At 55.0% G+C, this 17,026-nt stretch carries 11 protein-coding genes; 2 read left to right on the top strand and 9 right to left on the bottom strand.

What is annotated here, in order from left to right:
* Positions 1-159: 159 nt before the first annotated feature.
* The 3 genes from VSP_RS04470 to VSP_RS04460 are packed head-to-tail and all read right to left on the bottom strand — an operon-like array spanning position 160 to position 5,126.
* Positions 160-1,284 carry an ABC transporter permease gene (locus tag VSP_RS04470; RefSeq protein WP_009959044.1) on the bottom strand — a complete coding sequence of 375 codons (1,125 nt, stop codon included), beginning with the start codon at positions 1,282-1,284 and terminating at the stop codon, positions 160-162.
* A 6-nt stretch (positions 1,285-1,290) separates the two neighbouring features.
* A complete protein-coding gene (gene rbbA / locus VSP_RS04465; RefSeq protein WP_232289543.1) occupies positions 1,291-4,038 on the bottom strand; it encodes a ribosome-associated ATPase/putative transporter RbbA in 2,748 nt (915 codons plus the stop codon).
* A gap of 14 nt (positions 4,039-4,052) precedes the next feature.
* A complete protein-coding gene (locus VSP_RS04460; RefSeq protein ID WP_425509796.1) occupies positions 4,053-5,126 on the bottom strand; it encodes an HlyD family secretion protein in 1,074 nt (357 codons plus the stop codon).
* 563 nt (positions 5,127-5,689) lie between these two features.
* Between VSP_RS04460 and VSP_RS04455 the strand changes: the two genes are divergently transcribed.
* A complete protein-coding gene (locus tag VSP_RS04455) occupies positions 5,690-6,727 on the top strand; it encodes an IS630-like element ISVsp12 family transposase (RefSeq protein ID WP_009959040.1) in 1,038 nt (345 codons plus the stop codon).
* On the opposite strand, the gene VSP_RS04450 is transcribed toward VSP_RS04455, so the two are convergent.
* The 3 genes from VSP_RS04450 to VSP_RS04440 all read right to left on the bottom strand — a co-directional run bounded on the left by VSP_RS04450 (position 6,724) and on the right by VSP_RS04440 (position 10,277).
* On the bottom strand, positions 6,724-7,848 hold the full coding sequence (locus VSP_RS04450) for a hypothetical protein (protein WP_009959038.1): 1,125 nt from the start codon (positions 7,846-7,848) through the stop codon (positions 6,724-6,726). The two genes, VSP_RS04455 and VSP_RS04450, sit on opposite strands and share 4 nt — an antisense overlap.
* Before the next feature lie 605 nt (positions 7,849-8,453).
* Positions 8,454-9,047: a hypothetical protein gene (locus tag VSP_RS04445; protein WP_009959037.1), complete on the bottom strand. Its 594-nt coding sequence runs from the start codon at positions 9,045-9,047 to the stop codon at positions 8,454-8,456.
* A 69-nt stretch (positions 9,048-9,116) separates the two neighbouring features.
* On the bottom strand, positions 9,117-10,277 hold the full coding sequence (locus tag VSP_RS04440; protein ID WP_029190175.1) for a hypothetical protein: 1,161 nt from the start codon (positions 10,275-10,277) through the stop codon (positions 9,117-9,119).
* A 515-nt stretch (positions 10,278-10,792) separates the two neighbouring features.
* On the opposite strand from VSP_RS04440, the gene VSP_RS04435 reads away from it, so the two are divergent.
* A complete protein-coding gene (locus VSP_RS04435; RefSeq protein ID WP_081452394.1) occupies positions 10,793-12,937 on the top strand; it encodes an alpha-mannosyltransferase in 2,145 nt (714 codons plus the stop codon).
* A gap of 52 nt (positions 12,938-12,989) precedes the next feature.
* Here VSP_RS04435 and VSP_RS04430 read toward each other — a convergent pair whose 3' ends face one another.
* The 3 genes from VSP_RS04430 to VSP_RS04420 form a co-directional block, all read right to left on the bottom strand.
* Entirely contained in the window at positions 12,990-14,156 is a 1,167-nt protein-coding gene (locus VSP_RS04430) for a hypothetical protein (protein WP_009959033.1), read from the bottom strand.
* Complete coding sequence (locus VSP_RS04425; protein WP_156345869.1) at positions 14,146-15,057, bottom strand: hypothetical protein; 912 nt, start codon at positions 15,055-15,057, stop codon at positions 14,146-14,148. Before VSP_RS04425 ends, VSP_RS04430 begins: the two co-directional genes overlap by 11 nt.
* A gap of 170 nt (positions 15,058-15,227) precedes the next feature.
* The gene (locus tag VSP_RS04420; protein ID WP_157210732.1) at positions 15,228-16,544 is read right to left on the bottom strand and encodes a class I SAM-dependent methyltransferase; all 1,317 of its coding nucleotides are present in this window, start codon (positions 16,542-16,544) and stop codon (positions 15,228-15,230) included.
* Positions 16,545-17,026 lie beyond the last annotated feature (482 nt).

The following is a 17,026-nucleotide window of genomic DNA, read 5'->3' as shown; positions in this document are numbered from 1 at the left end:
GCGAATCTGCTTTACTCACAAGGGATGGAACGCTCGTGAGTTCGCGTTCTCTCTATCCATCGCTCTGTAGTGTTTCGATTCACTCTTCGGCCCATCCTCTTGAGAGGATGCGTATTGCGAAAGTCGGCTGCCTTCCAAAGGCGCATCATCGCGTAAGTTTCACGCCATTTGAGCGATGGCTTTGCGAAAGCGGGCAAGAGACAGGGCGAAGAATGCGCTGCCAATGAGTAGCAAAGTCAGAAACGGACGCCACACCACCTCAATGCCGGCCCCTCGGTAGAGGATGGCCTGTCCGATCTCCACAAAATGAGTGGTGGGCGCCGCCAGCATGATGTTCTGTACCAACTGAGGCATGCTCTCCCGAGGAGTGAGACCACCCGAGAGCATCTCCAAAGGCAAAAGCACCAGGATCATTAGCATGCCAAATTGAGGCATGTTCCGCGCCAATGTCGCCAAATAGATGCCTATGGAGGTGGTGGCGAACAAGTGCAAAGAGGCTCCTGCAAGAAACAGGACCACAGAGCCTTCCACAGGCACTTTCAACAAGCCTTGGACGACAAACATCAGGGAGCCTCCCGCGGCCACCAACACGACGAGCCCCATGGACCATACCTTGGAGAGCATGATCTCCCCCGGGGTGACCGGCATCACCAGCAGGTGTTCAACGGTCCCATGCTCCCGCTCGCGGATCAGAGCGGCACCGGTGAGGATAATGGAGAGCATGGTCACATTGTTGATGATCTCCATCAGAGCGCCAAACCAGGACTGCTCCAGGTTGGGATTGAAACGGGTACGAATGGCCAGATCCACCTGCGGTCGGGTGCTGCTGCGATAGCGCTGCGCAAACTCGTTGACCTCGTCCATGATGATCTCCTGTACATAGGCAGTACCGGTGAAAGCCTGGCTCATTCGCGTGGCATCCACGTTGACCTGAATCTTCGGCGTATGCCCCCCCAGCACGTCACGCTGGAAGTTGGGCGGGATGTCCACCACAAATGTATAGACTCCGGAATCAAGCCCAGCGTCCATCTGGTCCAGAGTGATCAGTGCAGGCGATTTGAATCGTGGTGGATAGAAGCTCGCCACAATCCTCGCGGAGAGCGGAGAACCGTCTTCATCCACAATGGCAATCGGGGCATGGTGCAGTGTGTCGGGCAGCGCGGTGGCGGCCACATAGATCATCACCGTGAAAGCATACGCAATCAGCATGAGCATGATCGGGTCCCGGGCAAGGCTCCAGAACTCCTTCACCCCCAATCTGAAAATGTTCCCCATGTGCCGCATGACAATTCAGGATTCCTGTTTACGAAGCAGCAGGACGGCAGACCCAAAAATAACCGGAGCAGCCAAGATCAATGGCCAGAAGCTTGCATGCAGGTCTGAGAACCCCAACGCTTTGCCGAAGACGCCGCGGCTGATCGTTAGAAAGTGCGTGGTTGGAAACAGGTGGCCAATGACTGCCCCCATTCCTTCCAACGAGGAAACCGGGTTGATCATGCCCGCAAACTGAATGGAGGGCAACATGGTGCCGATCACCGTGGTAAAGAGTGCCGCGATCTGGCTTCGGGTAAAGATGGACGCCAACAACCCGAACCCCGTGGCGCAGGCAACGTAAACGGCAGCGGCCGCGAACAGGGTAGCGAAATCCCCTTTGACCGGCACGCCAAAGAAGGTCTGTGCAAGAAATGTCATCAGGAGGAAATTCAAAAGCCCAAGCCCGATATAGGGCAACTGTTTCCCCAGAAGAAACTCCACGCGTGTCACGGGCGTAACATAAAGATTGATGATCGATCCCATCTCCTTCTCACGGACGACGGAAAGTGCGGTGAGCATCGCTGGGATCATCATCAACAGGATGGGGATCACCGCCGGCACAATAGCAGGCAGGCTTCTCACGTCCGGATTGTATCGATAGCGGACCTCAATGGTCGCGACGGATGGCAGGGACTGTCCCAGCTGCCGCTTCGCTACGTCCTGCAGCCAGAGTTGATGCATGCCACGTATGTAGCCCACCACGGTCTCAGCGCGTTGCGGCATGGCTCCGTCCACCCACACTCCAATCTGGACCGAAGAGCCGCGCTGAATGTCCCGGGCAAATCCGGAAGGGATCTCCAGCGCGAGTGACAGTTTTCCTGCCCGCATGCGCCGGTCCAGATCTTCGTAGCTCCCCAGAGCATCCTGTTCGATGAAATAGTGTGAACCGGCGAGGTTCAGTGTATAACCCTGACTAAGGCCGGTCTGGTCGTGGTCAAGCACGGCGAATGTCATGTCCTCCACATCCATGCTAATGCCATAGCCCATGATAAACATCAGGATCACCGTGCCCAAAAGGGCCAGGGTGGCACGCACGGGATCGCGGCGGAGTTCCAGTGCCTCACGCCACATGTAACTGACCGAGCGCCCGGGACTAAAGCACTTCTGACGCATGGCGGATGAGCCCGCCGCCAAGGACGACGGGAGCTTCCCCGCGGGCGAATCCCTCGTAGGGACAGCATTCGCACTCCCGCCCTGGGCTTCTTCGAGGCATTCGATGAAGGCCTCTTCAAGATTGCGGGCTTTTCGCTTTTGCACGATCTCGCCGGGGGCATCGCACTCTAGAACCTTCCCCGCATGCATGAGTGAAATGCGGTCACAGCGGGATGCCTCGTTCATGAAATGCGTGGAGATGAAGATCGTCACCCGATCTCTTCGCGACAGGTCGGTGATCAGGTGCCAGAAGTGGTCACGGGCGATTGGATCCACTCCAGAAGTCGGCTCGTCCAAGATCAACAGGTCTGGGTGGTGCACCATGGCTACCGCGAGAGAAAGACGCTGACGGATGCCCAGCGGCAGGTGGTCAGGCAGAGCATCCTGTACGTCTTCCAGGCCGAAGCGCGCCAGCATCTCCCGGACCCGGTCCGGGAGATGCGCGCCGGGTACATGAAACAACCTGGCATGAAGCACAAGATTCTGACCGACGGTCAATTCCGCGTACAGCGAAAATCCCTGCGACATGTATCCAACCCGGTGACGGATGCTGATGTCCTCTGGGTTCATCGTTTTACCGAAAAGCCACGCCGAACCTTCGCTTGCCGGCAAAAGGCCAGTGAGCATTTTCATCGTTGTGGTCTTCCCACATCCATTCGACCCCAGGAATCCAAAGATCTCCCCCTGATGAATGCGAAACGCCACATGATCGACGGCTACAAAACTGCCAAATCGCATGGTCAGGTTCTGGGCCTCAATGGCCACGACAGAATTGTCTGAAATGCAGGGGGGTGACGGGACCACGGGATGGTGTCCCCGTCTTTTTTCCTGGGGTAACAGGGCGACAAACGCCTCTTCCAGCGTGGTGGTGCCAGTGCGCTGGCGAAAATCTTCCGGTGCCCCGGCGGCCAGCACTCGTCCTCCATCCAAAGCCACCAGCCAGTCAAAACCGTCTGCCTCCTCCATGTAAGCCGTGGCCACGATCACGCTCATGGCAGGTCTCTCGGAGCGGATGCTGTGAATGAGGTCCCAAAACTGACGACGAGACAAGGGATCCACTCCCGTGGTGGGTTCATCCAGCACCATGAGATCCGGGTCGTGGATCAATGCGCAGCAGAGCCCCAGCTTTTGCTTCATGCCACCCGACAGCTTGCCGGCCGGCCTATCAAGGAAATGATGCAGGCCAGTGCTCTCGGTAAGCTGGTCAATTCGCTGCCGCCGTGCGAGCCGGCCATGGCCAAACAACCTCCCGAAGAACTGGAGGTTCTCCTCGACCGAGAGAGTCCCGTAGAGGTTTTTCCCCAAACCCTGCGGCATGTAGGCGATGCGCGGGCGCGCTTGATCGCGGTGCGGCTTGTGGCGCATGTTTCCGCCCAGCACTTCCAGTTCCCCCTCTTGCAAGGCGCGCACTCCGGTGACAAGCGAAAGCAGGCTGGACTTCCCCACACCGTCGGGACCTATCAGGCCCGCCATACAGCCCGCTGGAACGTCGATGCTAACCCGGTCCAGCGCGATGGTCTTGCCATGCCGGAGTGAAACCTCCCGCAATCGGGCGATGGGAGCCACGGTCATGTGGGCCGCCTCCTTCATTCGGGCACCTTGATACTCAGGTGGGAGGGCCAGGAAGCGCCAGCCTCCAGATTCAGCCAGGCAGTACCCGGCACCCCCGTCTTGACTTGCTGGAGATGCTTCAACAAAAGCTCCGGATCGATCCGCGCCTTCACGCGGAACATCAGCTTCTGCCGTTCACTGGCCGTCTCTACCGTTTTGGGGGTGAACTGGGCGACACTCGCCACGTAGGTGATCCGCGCTGGAATGACATACTGGGGAACGGCGTCGAGGATTATGCGAGCCTCAGCTCCCAATGGCACACGCCCAACCACTGTTTCAGGCAGGAAGAAGGTCATGTAAACATCGCTCAGGTCCACGATATTGAGCACCTTTCCTCCTGCCCCGAGCACCTCTCCCGGCTGTGTGATGCGATATTGCACCCGCCCAGCCCGAGGTGCCAACAGAGTGCAGTCGGCTATATCCGACTTGATTCGGGCGATGGTCGCACCAGCGGCCTCCACAGTGGAATTGGCCCCTTCCATTTGTGCTTTCGAGGCCTCCACAGCGGCCTCTGCCGCTGCAACCTGCGCCTTGGCGGCACTGATGGCGGCCTCCGAACTCTTTACCCTGGCCCGATCATCGTCCAGAGTCTGCACGGCCAGCGCTCCACGCTTGGCCAAAGCCTCGGAACGATCCAGGCGGAGCCTCTCGGCGTAAAGCTCACTTTCTCTCTGCACCACGACTGCTTCGGCGGCCAGCTTGTCACTCTCCCTCGCTCGCACTTGGGCTGAGGCACTGATCACGGCATTTCTGGCCTGGCGGTGCTGCGCCTCCGCTTCGGCTAGCTGGGCTTGAATGGAGTCCGATTGGATGCGGGCAAGAACCTGCCCCTCGACAACAAAATCCCCCTCGTTTACCAGCACCTCATCGAGCCGGCCGGCAGTCTTTGTCGCAATGTCCACCTCCGTCGCTTCGATGCGCCCATTGCCGTGCACCACTTGGCCATCCTTGTCACCTTGGTTTAGGTAAAACCACACGGCCACCACCAAGCCCCCCACCAGCCCAACGCCCCAGGCAAGCCTTGTCTTGTAACGTTGACCAAACGACAGCAACCTGTATATTCCAGACCTGCTTGCATTCAAGCCTCCGGACTGCCGCAACGTAGGGGTGGGGGCATTCATAAGATCCACACCAGGCAAGCCACTCTTGTGAACTTGATCCCGGTTCAGAGGGACAAGTCGCACCTTGGGCAGTCTTGTTCACAGCCGATCTTGCCCAACTTTGCTCAATTATTGCCGCACAAGAGTGCACTGCCCGCGAGACGTGCGCGGCCACATCCTCGGATTGCCCGGCTACAAGAGTCTGCGGAGAGTTGCGTGCATAGATTTGACACGGATGACTCGTTGTCGATTACGCTGGAACATCGGGATCACAAAGAGCCGACTATTTTCACCATGACACATCGGTTTCGATGGTCTTAAGATTCCCCCTGGAGCCCCCGCCTAAGGGATAGCATGCATCGCATGACTGGTCCGGTGACAGCCGCAGCCTGCCCCTGCCGAAGATCACCAAGGCGGCGACAGAAGTCCCCAAACTATACTTCTCTGCATGAAGATTTCGGATTCGGTTGTTATGTGGTTGCTAGTAGGTTCGATGGAAGTACTATAGACACATGATCAAGATTGATTTGTGCAGCGAAGACCTTGAAGCTATTGCCGAAGAACTCGACGATCCAGAGATTGACCTGCGGACCCGCCACCGGTTGATGACGGTGCGGCTGCATCATCTCAAGGTCCCACATCAGGCCATTGCCCAGGCGCTCAGCCTCTGCGAGGACACCGTCACCAACTATCTCAAGCTCTACCGTGATGGCGGGTTGGCCGGGCTCTTGGAGGACCGCTATTACAGGCCCACCAGCAGTGTTGCTCCATGGCTGGAGCACATTGCCAAGTCTTTTGAGCAAGATCCGGTCGCCACCTCAGGTGAAGGTGCTGCCAGAATCGAGCAAATCAGCGGCATCCGGCTCTCCGACGCCCAGGCCAGGAGGATCATGATCGGCTTGGGCTTGAAGTTTCGCAAGACCGCCGCGGTGCCCGGGGGAGCAGATGTGCAACTGCAATTTGAGTTCCTTCATGAAGAGTTGCTGCCCCGCCTGGACGAGGCTCAGCAGGGGCGAAGGCGGGTTTTTTTCGTTGATGCCGCCCATTTTGTGCTGGGTTCGTTTTTGGGCATGATCTGGTCTTTCACCCGGATCTTCGTACCCAGCGCCAGTGGGCGGCAACGTTACAACGTGCTGGGAGCCGTGGAGACCCGCGATCATGATTTTGTCAGCATTCGCACCACGGACTCGATCAATGAGCAGGTGGTGTGTGACTTGATCACCAAGATATACGAAACCTATGGAAACGAGCCCATAACCCTGGTGATGGACAACGCTCGGTATCAAAGAAGCCGGCTGGTGGGGGAGGTGGCTGAAGGGCTTGGCATAGAGCTACTCTACCTGCCACCCTACTCACCGAATTTGAATCTTATCGAGCGGGTGTGGCGACTGGTGAAGACTCGATGCTTGAGAAACAAGTACTTTGAGAGCTTTGCGCTCTTCAGGGCGGCAATCGATGAGTATCTTGACTCACTGAGCGAAGCCAATCGCAGATATCTGCAATCCTTGGTAACTGAAAACTTCCAGCTCTTTGAAATCCCGAATTCTTAATGCAGAGAAGTATACTTATTCTTCGAGTCATTCTTGAGTCCGTTGGCTTTCTTTAAAATGGAGTTTTCAAAAATATACTCCTTGTTGAGCATTCTATCTTTCACGATAGTACCCACGGTAACAGGAAGTTGAATCGAACTGCCGTCCGCCTTGGGGCGCAGCGTCAATGAGTTGATACGAAGCGTGTGTTCCACGAGGGGAATCACCACTCCTGGATCAACTCGCAATTTCGTATGCTTAAACAATTCATCGCGCAACTGAGGGTCGTCAAAGCTTGATTCGAGGCTTGTATAGCTAGTGCCCTTGATCGCGTAGGGCAGATAGATCTTTCCATTGACGAGGCGGTAGTCCATGTACTCAATCTTGGAACCATTGAGGAGTTCAATGGGAACGTTTTTTCCCGCCAAGGACCTCGCAACCCATATGGTCTTGGGGAGGAATACCTTTCCGGGCTCAAGCTCGATCTGGATCCTTAGATCGACGTTGGAAACACCTCCAAACGCAGGTATCGTGCACTTCAGATAGTCGCCCTCCAGAGTGATTTCGGCCTTCGGGCTCATGGCTTGATCCAGAAGTTCCACAAGAGAAACACCTGAAGATGACCAGGAGTCTCCAAACGACTTTCCAAACTCCAAATTGCTATTTAACGTGGAAAAGGTACCCAGGTAGTCAGGAACGCGTGTGAGAATCGCCTCGTCATTCAAAACAATCACATTACCCCCTATGGTGCGCTGGGCATAAATAGAACCATCAAAGAACTGCTCCTCGTTTCCCGACTTCAGATGGCGGCCTTCGCCGATAAAAAGCCCTTCCCACGGAGTGTCACCTGGCCAGTTCCCCACCAGCCTGGCATAGACAGCGTCGAAGGCCTGATCATCAATGATAGGCCGCTTTTTTTTCTGCGAGAAGTAGATATCCCTGAACCGCTGAATGGGCTTGTGAGTGTCAAGCACCTTGACTTCATATTGCCCCGTCGCCGCCAGTTCACTCTCACTCAGAAGCTGCTCATATGCCGAGACAGTCGCCCTAAGCACCTTCGGGAGATCACCAGCATCCTGCGCGGCCGCAAAGCCTGCAAAGCCAATCACCAGTAAGAACGCAGTCCAAACGTTTTTTTTCATGGCGAGATATCTACTTTCAGATTTCCAGGGAAATTAGACCGTGCACCTCCAGCCGCCGCACGCAATACCCACCCTGCAATGGTGATCCGTGGTGCAAGATGGAGGATTTGCAACCGCATTCAAGCTGCATTCGAACTCATCCACATCGACACACTCTAGAGCCGTTGTGCTATGTGGCAGTGGCGCTTGTGGAGTGCCTCCAGCGCCTGCCAGTCCCAACACCGACTCGGCAGAAATACTGGAGCGCATTCCCAACAATCCGTTCCAGCAAAGGCCACATCGACGGGAGCCGCGATGCAAGACACGACGGCCCAAAAACTACCAGCTGATGACCAAACCCCGGCACGAGATGAGGGAGATCCCGCACCGCGCCCAGCGCCAGATTCGCAAAAAGGATGCAGCTTGAGTCAGTGCCATTCTCGTCTGGCTATACTACTGCCTCGTGAGAACGTTCCTCGCCGTCATCTCCTGCCTGCCGCTGGACGAATCCAACGTCCTCTCTACCTTAGGCAACTGACTCTCGTCGACTACTTCTCTGTGGCGAGACCAAGGGGATATTCACCAGGGAGATTCCTGAGTGAAGCCCCCGCATGATCCTGGAACATCTATTCGAAGGTCACGCTGATGTCGGCCTCATTGCCCAAGTAGCGCACCGTTGACGCGAACCCGACGCTTTTCACGGAAGCTGCAGGCCCCGAAAGGCTCACTACTTCCTTCGCACCGTCCGTGATTTTGAAAGTGGTTTGGGCGGGCCCCTTGACGACCGACCACGCGTAGTCCACACCAGTCGAAAGTTGGATGATTTTGGTATCCAGTTTCCCCCCCTCCAACTCAATGGAGGCATAGTAGTAGGTGACATCGTCCGCAGAAGGACTCTTCACGTTGATAACACCCTTCCAGTTTCCAACAGGAACGAGCACAATTTTTCCAAAGTGCGCCGATCCCCTCCCACGAACAGGAGCAGTCTTGTTGAGTTTGCGTTTCCCAAAGATGCGCAGCTTGTCAGTCGTCGTAGCTCTCAGTTCGTCCGGCACCTCGCGATCGTTGGGTTTGAACTTCTCGTTCATGAACTCCCGGGCAAAGGGCAAGACCTCGATCAATGTCCGATCTGGTCTGTTGGCAGGCTGTTGAGCCTGCACACACGGCACCACTGCAGTCAGGAGCAACGCAGCAAACAAGGCAACGAGGATTTTTTTCATGCAACCAAGTACGGAACTTTTTTTAGTGTTGTCTAGAGTAAATTATTGAATGCCGGGTGAATTTCTTGCTCAAGCGGGCGTCCGTCGCCCCACCAAACTCATGCCGCGGCTCCTCGCAGGCTTTGACGGGAGCCCCAAGCCGCCAATGGCATCTGAAGAACCTCCTTTGGGTTCCGTGGAAACCAACAGATTCCCATGTTCCCGCTGAAACGCGATATCCGCAGCCTGAACTTCATCACCTTCTTTTACCCGGTCCAGCAAAAGGGTAGCCATTCTCCCTTCGGTCATCTGGTAGTACACAAACTCCTTAAGCCATTGCTCGTCGAATGTGTAGTAAGGGTAGCATTTGCCCCCCACCCTTTCATGATGCAATGGGCCAAAGTGTTCTCTCAAGTGCCGGGCACTCAGGGGCGCCACCTTCTCAAGGTTCCGTTTCCTCACAGGTTCAAAGCAGAAATTGTTGAGCCGGTCTTCGTGCAAAATGCTGAGGAGGATGTAGCCCAACATCATTTTTGCCGAGTCGAAGGGAACTTGACTCGGATTCACGGCAAAATCATTGCCCAGGATGACCGACATCTCCCCGTGGTTCGACCACTGCAGGGGCCGCGCCAATGCCACTCGCGGGCTCAAAGTCAGCAGGTTCGCCATCCTGTCGGCCCGAGCGCTTGAAAAGGACCGGTCTGTGTCCTGAAAATAACAGCATCTGGCGTCAAAATTGAAACCCAGGTATCTCCACATTGCTCCGGGATTGTGCGCCACGCTGTCATGCCGCATCTGCACTACGATCCAGCCTCTCTCCTTGAGGGAATCGCGGAGAAAACCAAGATCCCGCGCCAGAAACGCAACTGGCACCCAGTCTGCAAAGTCCGAATTCAGGATCTTCTCGAGGTAGCTGCTCCAGAAACTTGATTCGTAACGCGGGGACCCCTGAAATGCCGGATGCCGCACCTTGTGGAGCTCTTCCTCAATGATCTCCCCAGAAGAAGATCGTTGAGGCGAATTCTTGATCTGCTCCTGCTTCGCCGGCTTGAAAAAAAGTGACATGCAGCACACCTTCCGGTTTCGCATACGCGAAAGCTCGTCCCCCTGAAGGTTCTCCATCTGAAACGACTTGCGCAATCGATATTCAGCCCTTCCCGTTCGGGCCAGGTAGGCTTCGACGTCGTCCAGATAGTCATCAACCATGACCTCCAGCAAGTTTTTGGAATATCGGGGATAGATGTTTGTCATGCTTGATGTTCCAATCGCGTTCATTACCTAACGCTCGTCAATTCATTACACTATCGTCGGTCAAACTTTTCCGCTCGACGGAAATGCGTTCGGTCACGCCATTGCCATGGGTCAGACCGACGGCAACGAAGTCTCGAACCGTGATCCTCCATACGTACTCAGAGTCCATTGTCTGGCGAAGGTTGCGATTCTCGCTTCGCAACGAAATCGCCAGATCTTGACGTTCCCCAGATGAAGCAAAACAGATCGCGCATGGAAGAATTCTGATTGCAGTTGCTCTTGTGGCCAAGAAATACTATTTGGGCATTCATTGATGCACAAGAAGCATCTTCACCCGGCGATCGCATCCGTCAGTTTTCACATCCGCGACTGCCGCAGTGCGGCGCAACCAATCCCCAACCCCTATCCACAATGAGTCTCCCACTCCGCGCCGGCCCCGTTGTTTGCAAACAGTTTCAATACCTCGGTCGCTAAGAGTGGCCGGCGAGATTTCTCCATCCCTAGTACCGATCTGCATGGCCACACCAAATTCCACCAGCCAGGCATCTTCACCCCTTCGCATTCGGGATAGCTTCCTCCGAAAATACGTCCCTCCCACAAGTCCAGTTGCACAAGGGCGGGGCCTTGTCGTCATCGCAGGCGGCCTGGAGAGCTTTCCCTCACTTTGGGTACAATTGCGCGAACTCCGCAGACTGGGGAGCACCTTGCCAGTGGAGGTATGGTATTGCAGCGCGATCAGTCCTCTCACCACCCGCATGCGAGAATTGTTGGCTCGAATCCCCAATGTGCAAGTATTCGACGCAGCAGCGATACGAAAAACCTTTCCTGCAGTCCTGACGACCACAAGGGACTTGCACACTTTTGCTTTACTCAATACCAAATTCCATGAGGTTTTGGTCGTCACACCTTTCCTCACTCCCCTCGCCTGCCCGGAAACACTGTTTGAGACAGAAGGTTTCCGCACTTCTGGCGCCGTTTTCTGGCGGGGGGCGCGCAAATGGAACAAGAATCACCTCATCTGGAGAACACTAGACCTCGCACCACGCGATGGCGTCGACACGCTGGCGGCTCCGGCATTGATTGACCGGCTCCGGCACTGGAAAGCGTTGTATTTCTGCAAACATCTTTGCGACCACTCGAGAGAACTTGAGAAAGTCATCCCCGCTCAGGCACAGCTTCTGAATCTGGCATGGTATTCCACGGACAGTCCGTTTCATGAGATTGATACCAATCCCCCTCGGGGGACAGAAGGAGAAAGCAGCGATGAAAAAACATCCTTCCCATGGAATGATCTCTCGTCTCGCCCCTGGCTGTTAGACGAATCCTCCTCCCGTGCCGCACTCACCAACGGAGCAACTTGCCTGCAGCATCTTCTCGAACTCGCGGCAGCCTGGAAACCCATGCTGTACGATCCCGTTGCTAGTATTTCTGAGGAAGATGCCCAACTAGCCCAACTACTGATCGGCCAGAGTGTGTACAAGCTAGCGGGCACCGGGGCGTCGGTCCACCGTCTAGTCCTACTGGAGGAACATGCCACCCAGACCAATTATGCGGGCGTAGTAGGATGGCACGTCCTCAACGGTAAACTCCACCTGGGCTGGGCCAATGGACATACCCGACAATTGGCCAAAGACAAAGCCCACCCCGGCCATTGGATCTCTGTCGAGCGGGGCAGCGCCAGCATGATCAGATTGATGCCGAGCCACCCTTCCGATGATCTCCTCACCAAGCAACTTACGTTAAGGCCGCACTATCGACTGAGTCGTGGCGACGACACCCCGTTGCCATTGTCCCTGTCTTCGGACGGTTCCATCGGTCCTGGATCGAGTCCTCGTTTCAGAGGGTGGACCATCACGGAAGGCCAACTGGCCTTTTTGGGCGAACGCGGTCTCACTGCACTTCTTCGACCGGAAGGGAGCGTTTTCGTTGACTCATGCACCCCGCCATGGCAGCTCGAACGGCACGATACACGTCGTCGATACCTCGTTCACGGTCTTCAAAGGACCTGCACGAATGTGATAGAATTCTTATTCAGCCGACAGCTAAATGCTCCCCGTACAACTCAGTTTTTTGGCAGTGTTTACTGGAAACACGGATGGCTGCCCTCGTCCAATGCGCTAGGGAACACTTTCATCATCATCTGCGTCAGGCATCCTCTGGATTGGATGTTGGCCTGCTACGAGTATTTCGTACGTGAGCATGGCAAGGACACTACTATTTGTTCACAATTCTCCCCCACCTGGACCTTTGAGGAGTTCCTCCGCCGCCCCCACTACTTCTGGCCCTCTCCAGCTGAGCGATGGAATGTCATGAACCAACATTGGTTGAACCGTGTTCACGAAACTGGATCGGGCACGATTGTACGAGCAGAAATGCTCCAATCCCTGGCCTTGCAGTCAAAGACGTTTCACAACCTGCTGTCGGACTATGATCCCTTTATGGAGGTGGAAGTCGACAAGCTGCTGGTCGCCAACCGCATGACCAACAACTGCTCGAGCTCAAGCGCCCCCATGGATTCCCACAAGTACTGGGAGCGCCGATACCTGGAACAATACACTCCGAAGATGCTTCAGAATGTGAAGGAAATTCTCGATGAACGGCTCATGCAGCAGCTTGGGTACACGTGGAAAGATCTCGAACAAGTGCATAAACCCAACTAGGGATCAAGTGCACCCAAACCTTCCTCCCAAATTTTCTCGCGCTTCCGCTACTTCAGCGACGTTCAAAGACGGCCATAGTGCCAGGTGTATGAAGGACTTCAAACTTCAAGTGATAATCCACTTCCAACTCTCTTTGCCGTCTCGCATGTCGGCCCGCCTCGTCAGCCCTCCACCCCGGCAAAAAGAACAGCGACCCACTACCAAGAAAGGCTGCAGCAATCTTCGCGCATTCCACCCGGTACGGCCCGTCTGCAATGCCCATGTCAAACACCCTACCACCTGCCGCTTCCAGACAACGAAGTGGGTAAGAAGTGAACGCCCCTTCTCTCATCGGACGCCGCGGGCGGACTCCCAAGGTCAACGAGGTCTGATGGAACTTCACCCGGGACGTCAGTCCTTCCTTCGCCAACGCCTGTTGTACTGAAGTGCTCGCGCGGTGATCATTCTCGAAACAGTGCACCAGTCCAGCATCCCCCACCCATCTGGCAAGGAGCAAGGTGGCACCGCTCGCCCCCCATTGTGTAATCCGCGAACCCGGACGAGTTGATCCATACAGAACGGCCAATTCATCGTCGTCCATCCTGGTGGCACAGTCTGAAAACGGACGCCAAAGTTGATCGCCTTTCACGCCCCCATTGTTGTCGCTCCGACTCCTTCGTTGACCCGCAGCGAACTTGGCCGGCGCATAGGTCGGCAGTTTATCCTGGAGCCAGGCAATCGTCTGGTCACTTAAGCAATGGCGGAACGGCTTGCGGTTGATCTCGCGGAGAATTTCCCGGGCCGCATCACGTTTGATGAGCAACGCATGGTTCAGATGCGTCCTGACGCACTTCACTATCCCGGATACACTTGTGGACTGCGGCGCTTGAGAATGATCTCCCCCCAAGAACAACATGGCCCAATCAGACGGCGCATTCGCAAGCATCCATTGATACTTTTCCCAGAAGTCTCGTTCGAACTTCACGTCATCTTCAAAGAAGAACAGGACATCACTATCGCCCCGCAAGAACTCTCGCAGTACAAGGCGTTTGCTCAAGTTGACGGCATACCCGGTGTTTCCAATTTTCCAACGCCGCACACGTGAGGACGGAATCATCCCCCCATCAACCGCTGGAACAAATCGCAGCAGTCCAGCCATTTCCTGGGGGAGCGTCGACTCCACCAAAAATCGACGATCTGGCCGCCTCAAGAGGTTCAAGCACACATAGTCAACTTTCATGGGCGGCCGGCTGAACTTGCTCATCTACCCGCTTCTTCTTTGACAGCCCCTGACGAAAAGCCCGCTTCACCAGCGGTTGCCCCGGCAGCACAGGCAAAGGTCCATCAAGCACCAACTGCTCAATTGTCCCTCTGTAGAGGTCCAAGTCACGAATCAGGTGCTGGCTCTGCACTTCCAAGGTTTTTGCCGGGTCAGTCCCCGCCATCTTCCATGCCCGCTCCAGAAACGCCAAAAACCAGGCATAGCTGACTTGAACATGCGGGTACTTTTCAAGTCTCGCCCTATATGACAGATCCCACGGCTTTTCGCCCCCTGATCCATGCAGTGATCGTTGATGTTTTTGAAGAGTCAGATTGAAGAGCCGTCCATCACGAATCTCCAGCGGCCGCTGCCAATAGACCCAGTGCTGACTCCACAGATCGTTTTCCAACAGCCTGACTGAGACGTCGGCGCGCCGCTTGTAAAGGATCGCATTGAGCACCCCCTGGTCTCCATGTCCATGAAAGATGCCATTGGAGCCAAAGACGGACTTCGCACAACAATCTGCCCATTCAGCGAGGACCTCCTTCGCGATCTGCGTGGTCTTGCAGAAATACAGTGAAGTTGACATGTAGGCGTCATTTCGGGCAGGCACCGGGAACCCATAGGGTTCGTAAGACTTGTCGTACACCACCCCATCGCCATCCTTGCCTCCTAGGAACTCACCCGTGCGCTCACACTGCAGCAGGATGTCGTCCACCGGCCCGCAGAGGGTGCAATCCGCGTCAATTCCAACGATGACAGGTGCTTGGTCCGCGTAGCGTTCGGCCGCATAGGCCTTGAGCTCCCACGCCCCTTGTTTGCGGTCACCTTGACCATAGACACCAGTCTCGTCTACCTCAGCCCCCAGCGCCTTCAGCATGCTCTTTTGGCAGCCACTGAGCTTCTTGCCCAAAATCCCACTCTCCACCACCACGATGCGAGCAGTGCTATGATAGGCAAGAATCGACGCCACAGCGACCAATGCCCCCGGGAAGAAGTGAGCATCTGTGACAACAATGAACAAGGGAGGAGTCATGAATGGGAGCACTATTACCAGATGTGTCGTTTATAGGCTTCGAGGGCGAGTTGATAATCTTCGAATTCGCGACAGGCGATAAGGAACCCTCGATGCGTGCCCTCTCCCTTCCTCCGCTTGAAGTCGATTAAACAGTAGTATCCATCTCGCTGAAGTTGGACCATCAAGTATCCAGGCCCTTCATCCCCGACCACGTCATGCGCTGCCACCACGGCAGGCTTCAGTCTTGCCAGTTGATGGCACTCCCGTTGCAATGTTTCAAGTGAATGATCCCCATCCACATACACAAACTCCAGTTCATGCCTGCCGAAACGGGAGAAAGATGCACAGCTGTCCTCTTCGTGTAAAGTGTAGGCACCTCGACACGAGTTGATCACCTCCCGAAACTCTGGGGTGAATCTCCTGTCGCAAAAATGCGCGTGGAGCAAGGTTTGCTCATTGACGGCGTCTACAAAGGCTACCGAGGATGCTCCACCGAGACAGCCGATTTCCAGGCTAGTCCTCCACTTTTTCGACAGCAGAAAAGTACGCATCCAGCCGATGTGCCTTTTGTCGGTGGCCATGGGGCCAATGCGACTTGCCAGCTTTCTGGACTGCCAGGCAATGCCGTGATCCGAAACCGCCGAAAGGAGTCTTTCCACCTCGGGCGCACAAGCATCATCCACGCCTTTCGGCAGACGGGCAATGAAGTCGCCATACTTCCACGATTGCCTGACACTCGCTTCCTTGTTTTTTTCCGGAGAGCTTACCGCAGATCGGAATGACTTGGGCTTGGGAGTCCATGCCCACCTTACCAAACTCCGCAAACTGGGATCCTTCGTCATGAGTTCGTCCACCGCACGGTCAACCCCGCCAGTCACGCCACTCCAATGTTTGAGCGCGAGCAATTCACTGAAAAAGCGCATTGTTTCCGGACATCTTCGTACTGCCAAACAATCAGAAAGCAGCCCTTTGTCTGGCAAGGCTTCCACGCTGCCAAAAGCCGCTGATCGCACCAAGTGCATTGGCTCATTTGACTTCAAATCCGCTATCTCCTGCAGCATAACTCCCGCGTTAGTGATCACACATTGTCTAGGCATCCAAAAAACGCACGTATACGATTGAAGTAGTCGCTCTATCGCGCAACAGGCTATCCAATCGCCCGTTACACCTGACACAGGTTCGCATGTAACGAAATGGTGCCCGTGGCCTTGGGTATACCTTTCCATGCGGGAAATAAGTTCATTTGGAGCTTCAGAAGACATTGTCATCACAAACGCGCCACCATCTTTGCTCGCAGCAGATTCATCTGCGATTTCACCATCCTTTGTATTGCGGAGCTCAACGTGCATTGCAATCGTCTCTAGGGATAAGCTCCCGCTCATTCAAATTGTCACCTCAGTTGGCGTCACATCTGTCGAACAACTTCCACCGTCACTAGAAGCCCCCGAAAAGAATGAGGCATCAGTGACGATGAACAAGGATTGAATTGTGAATAAAAACGCTATTAGTTGACCGATATGTTTGCATACTTTGAACTGTAGTATGACAGCCTTAAAATTAGCCACAGGCAATGTTAAACACTACATGCGCACCCTCTCATCCCTAAATCTGAAGCCGATCAAGCAATAACACCACTTATTTTTCATTAAGCTGAAGTGTTCGCATTGTCGCGCATCATTAATATTACCTTAAGAAACCAACAAACTAGATCAAACTACTATTATACCGAAAGGCTTGACACGATTTTAAATATCATTGATCCAGCATTTTAACTAAAAATTAAATATGGAGACTGTCAGCCAAACACCGGCATAGCAAACCCAGACAACCG

It is taken from the genome of Verrucomicrobium spinosum DSM 4136 = JCM 18804 (assembly GCF_000172155.1).
GTDB classification, from domain to species: Bacteria; Verrucomicrobiota; Verrucomicrobiia; order Verrucomicrobiales; family Verrucomicrobiaceae; genus Verrucomicrobium; species Verrucomicrobium spinosum.
The sequence above is the reverse complement of the archived record's forward strand: the minus strand, read 5'-3'. Positions and strand labels throughout refer to the sequence as shown.

Coding starts and splice junctions, on each gene's coding strand:
- VSP_RS04450 (WP_009959038.1), bottom strand. CDS start 7,848: ATGAAAAAAAACGTTTGGACTGCGTTCTTACTGGTGATTGGCTTTGCA.
- VSP_RS04470 (WP_009959044.1), bottom strand. CDS start 1,284: ATGCGGCACATGGGGAACATTTTCAGATTGGGGGTGAAGGAGTTCTGG.
- VSP_RS04440 (WP_029190175.1), bottom strand. CDS start 10,277: ATGACAAACATCTATCCCCGATATTCCAAAAACTTGCTGGAGGTCATG.
- VSP_RS04430 (WP_009959033.1), bottom strand. CDS start 14,156: ATGAAAGTTGACTATGTGTGCTTGAACCTCTTGAGGCGGCCAGATCGT.
- VSP_RS04420 (WP_157210732.1), bottom strand. CDS start 16,544: ATGCACGTTGAGCTCCGCAATACAAAGGATGGTGAAATCGCAGATGAA.
- VSP_RS04445 (WP_009959037.1), bottom strand. CDS start 9,047: ATGAAAAAAATCCTCGTTGCCTTGTTTGCTGCGTTGCTCCTGACTGCA.
- VSP_RS04425 (WP_156345869.1), bottom strand. CDS start 15,057: ATGCTGAAGGCGCTGGGGGCTGAGGTAGACGAGACTGGTGTCTATGGT.
- VSP_RS04435 (WP_081452394.1), top strand. CDS start 10,793: ATGGCCACACCAAATTCCACCAGCCAGGCATCTTCACCCCTTCGCATT.
- rbbA (WP_232289543.1), bottom strand. CDS start 4,038: ATGACCGTGGCTCCCATCGCCCGATTGCGGGAGGTTTCACTCCGGCAT.
- VSP_RS04455 (WP_009959040.1), top strand. CDS start 5,690: ATGATCAAGATTGATTTGTGCAGCGAAGACCTTGAAGCTATTGCCGAA.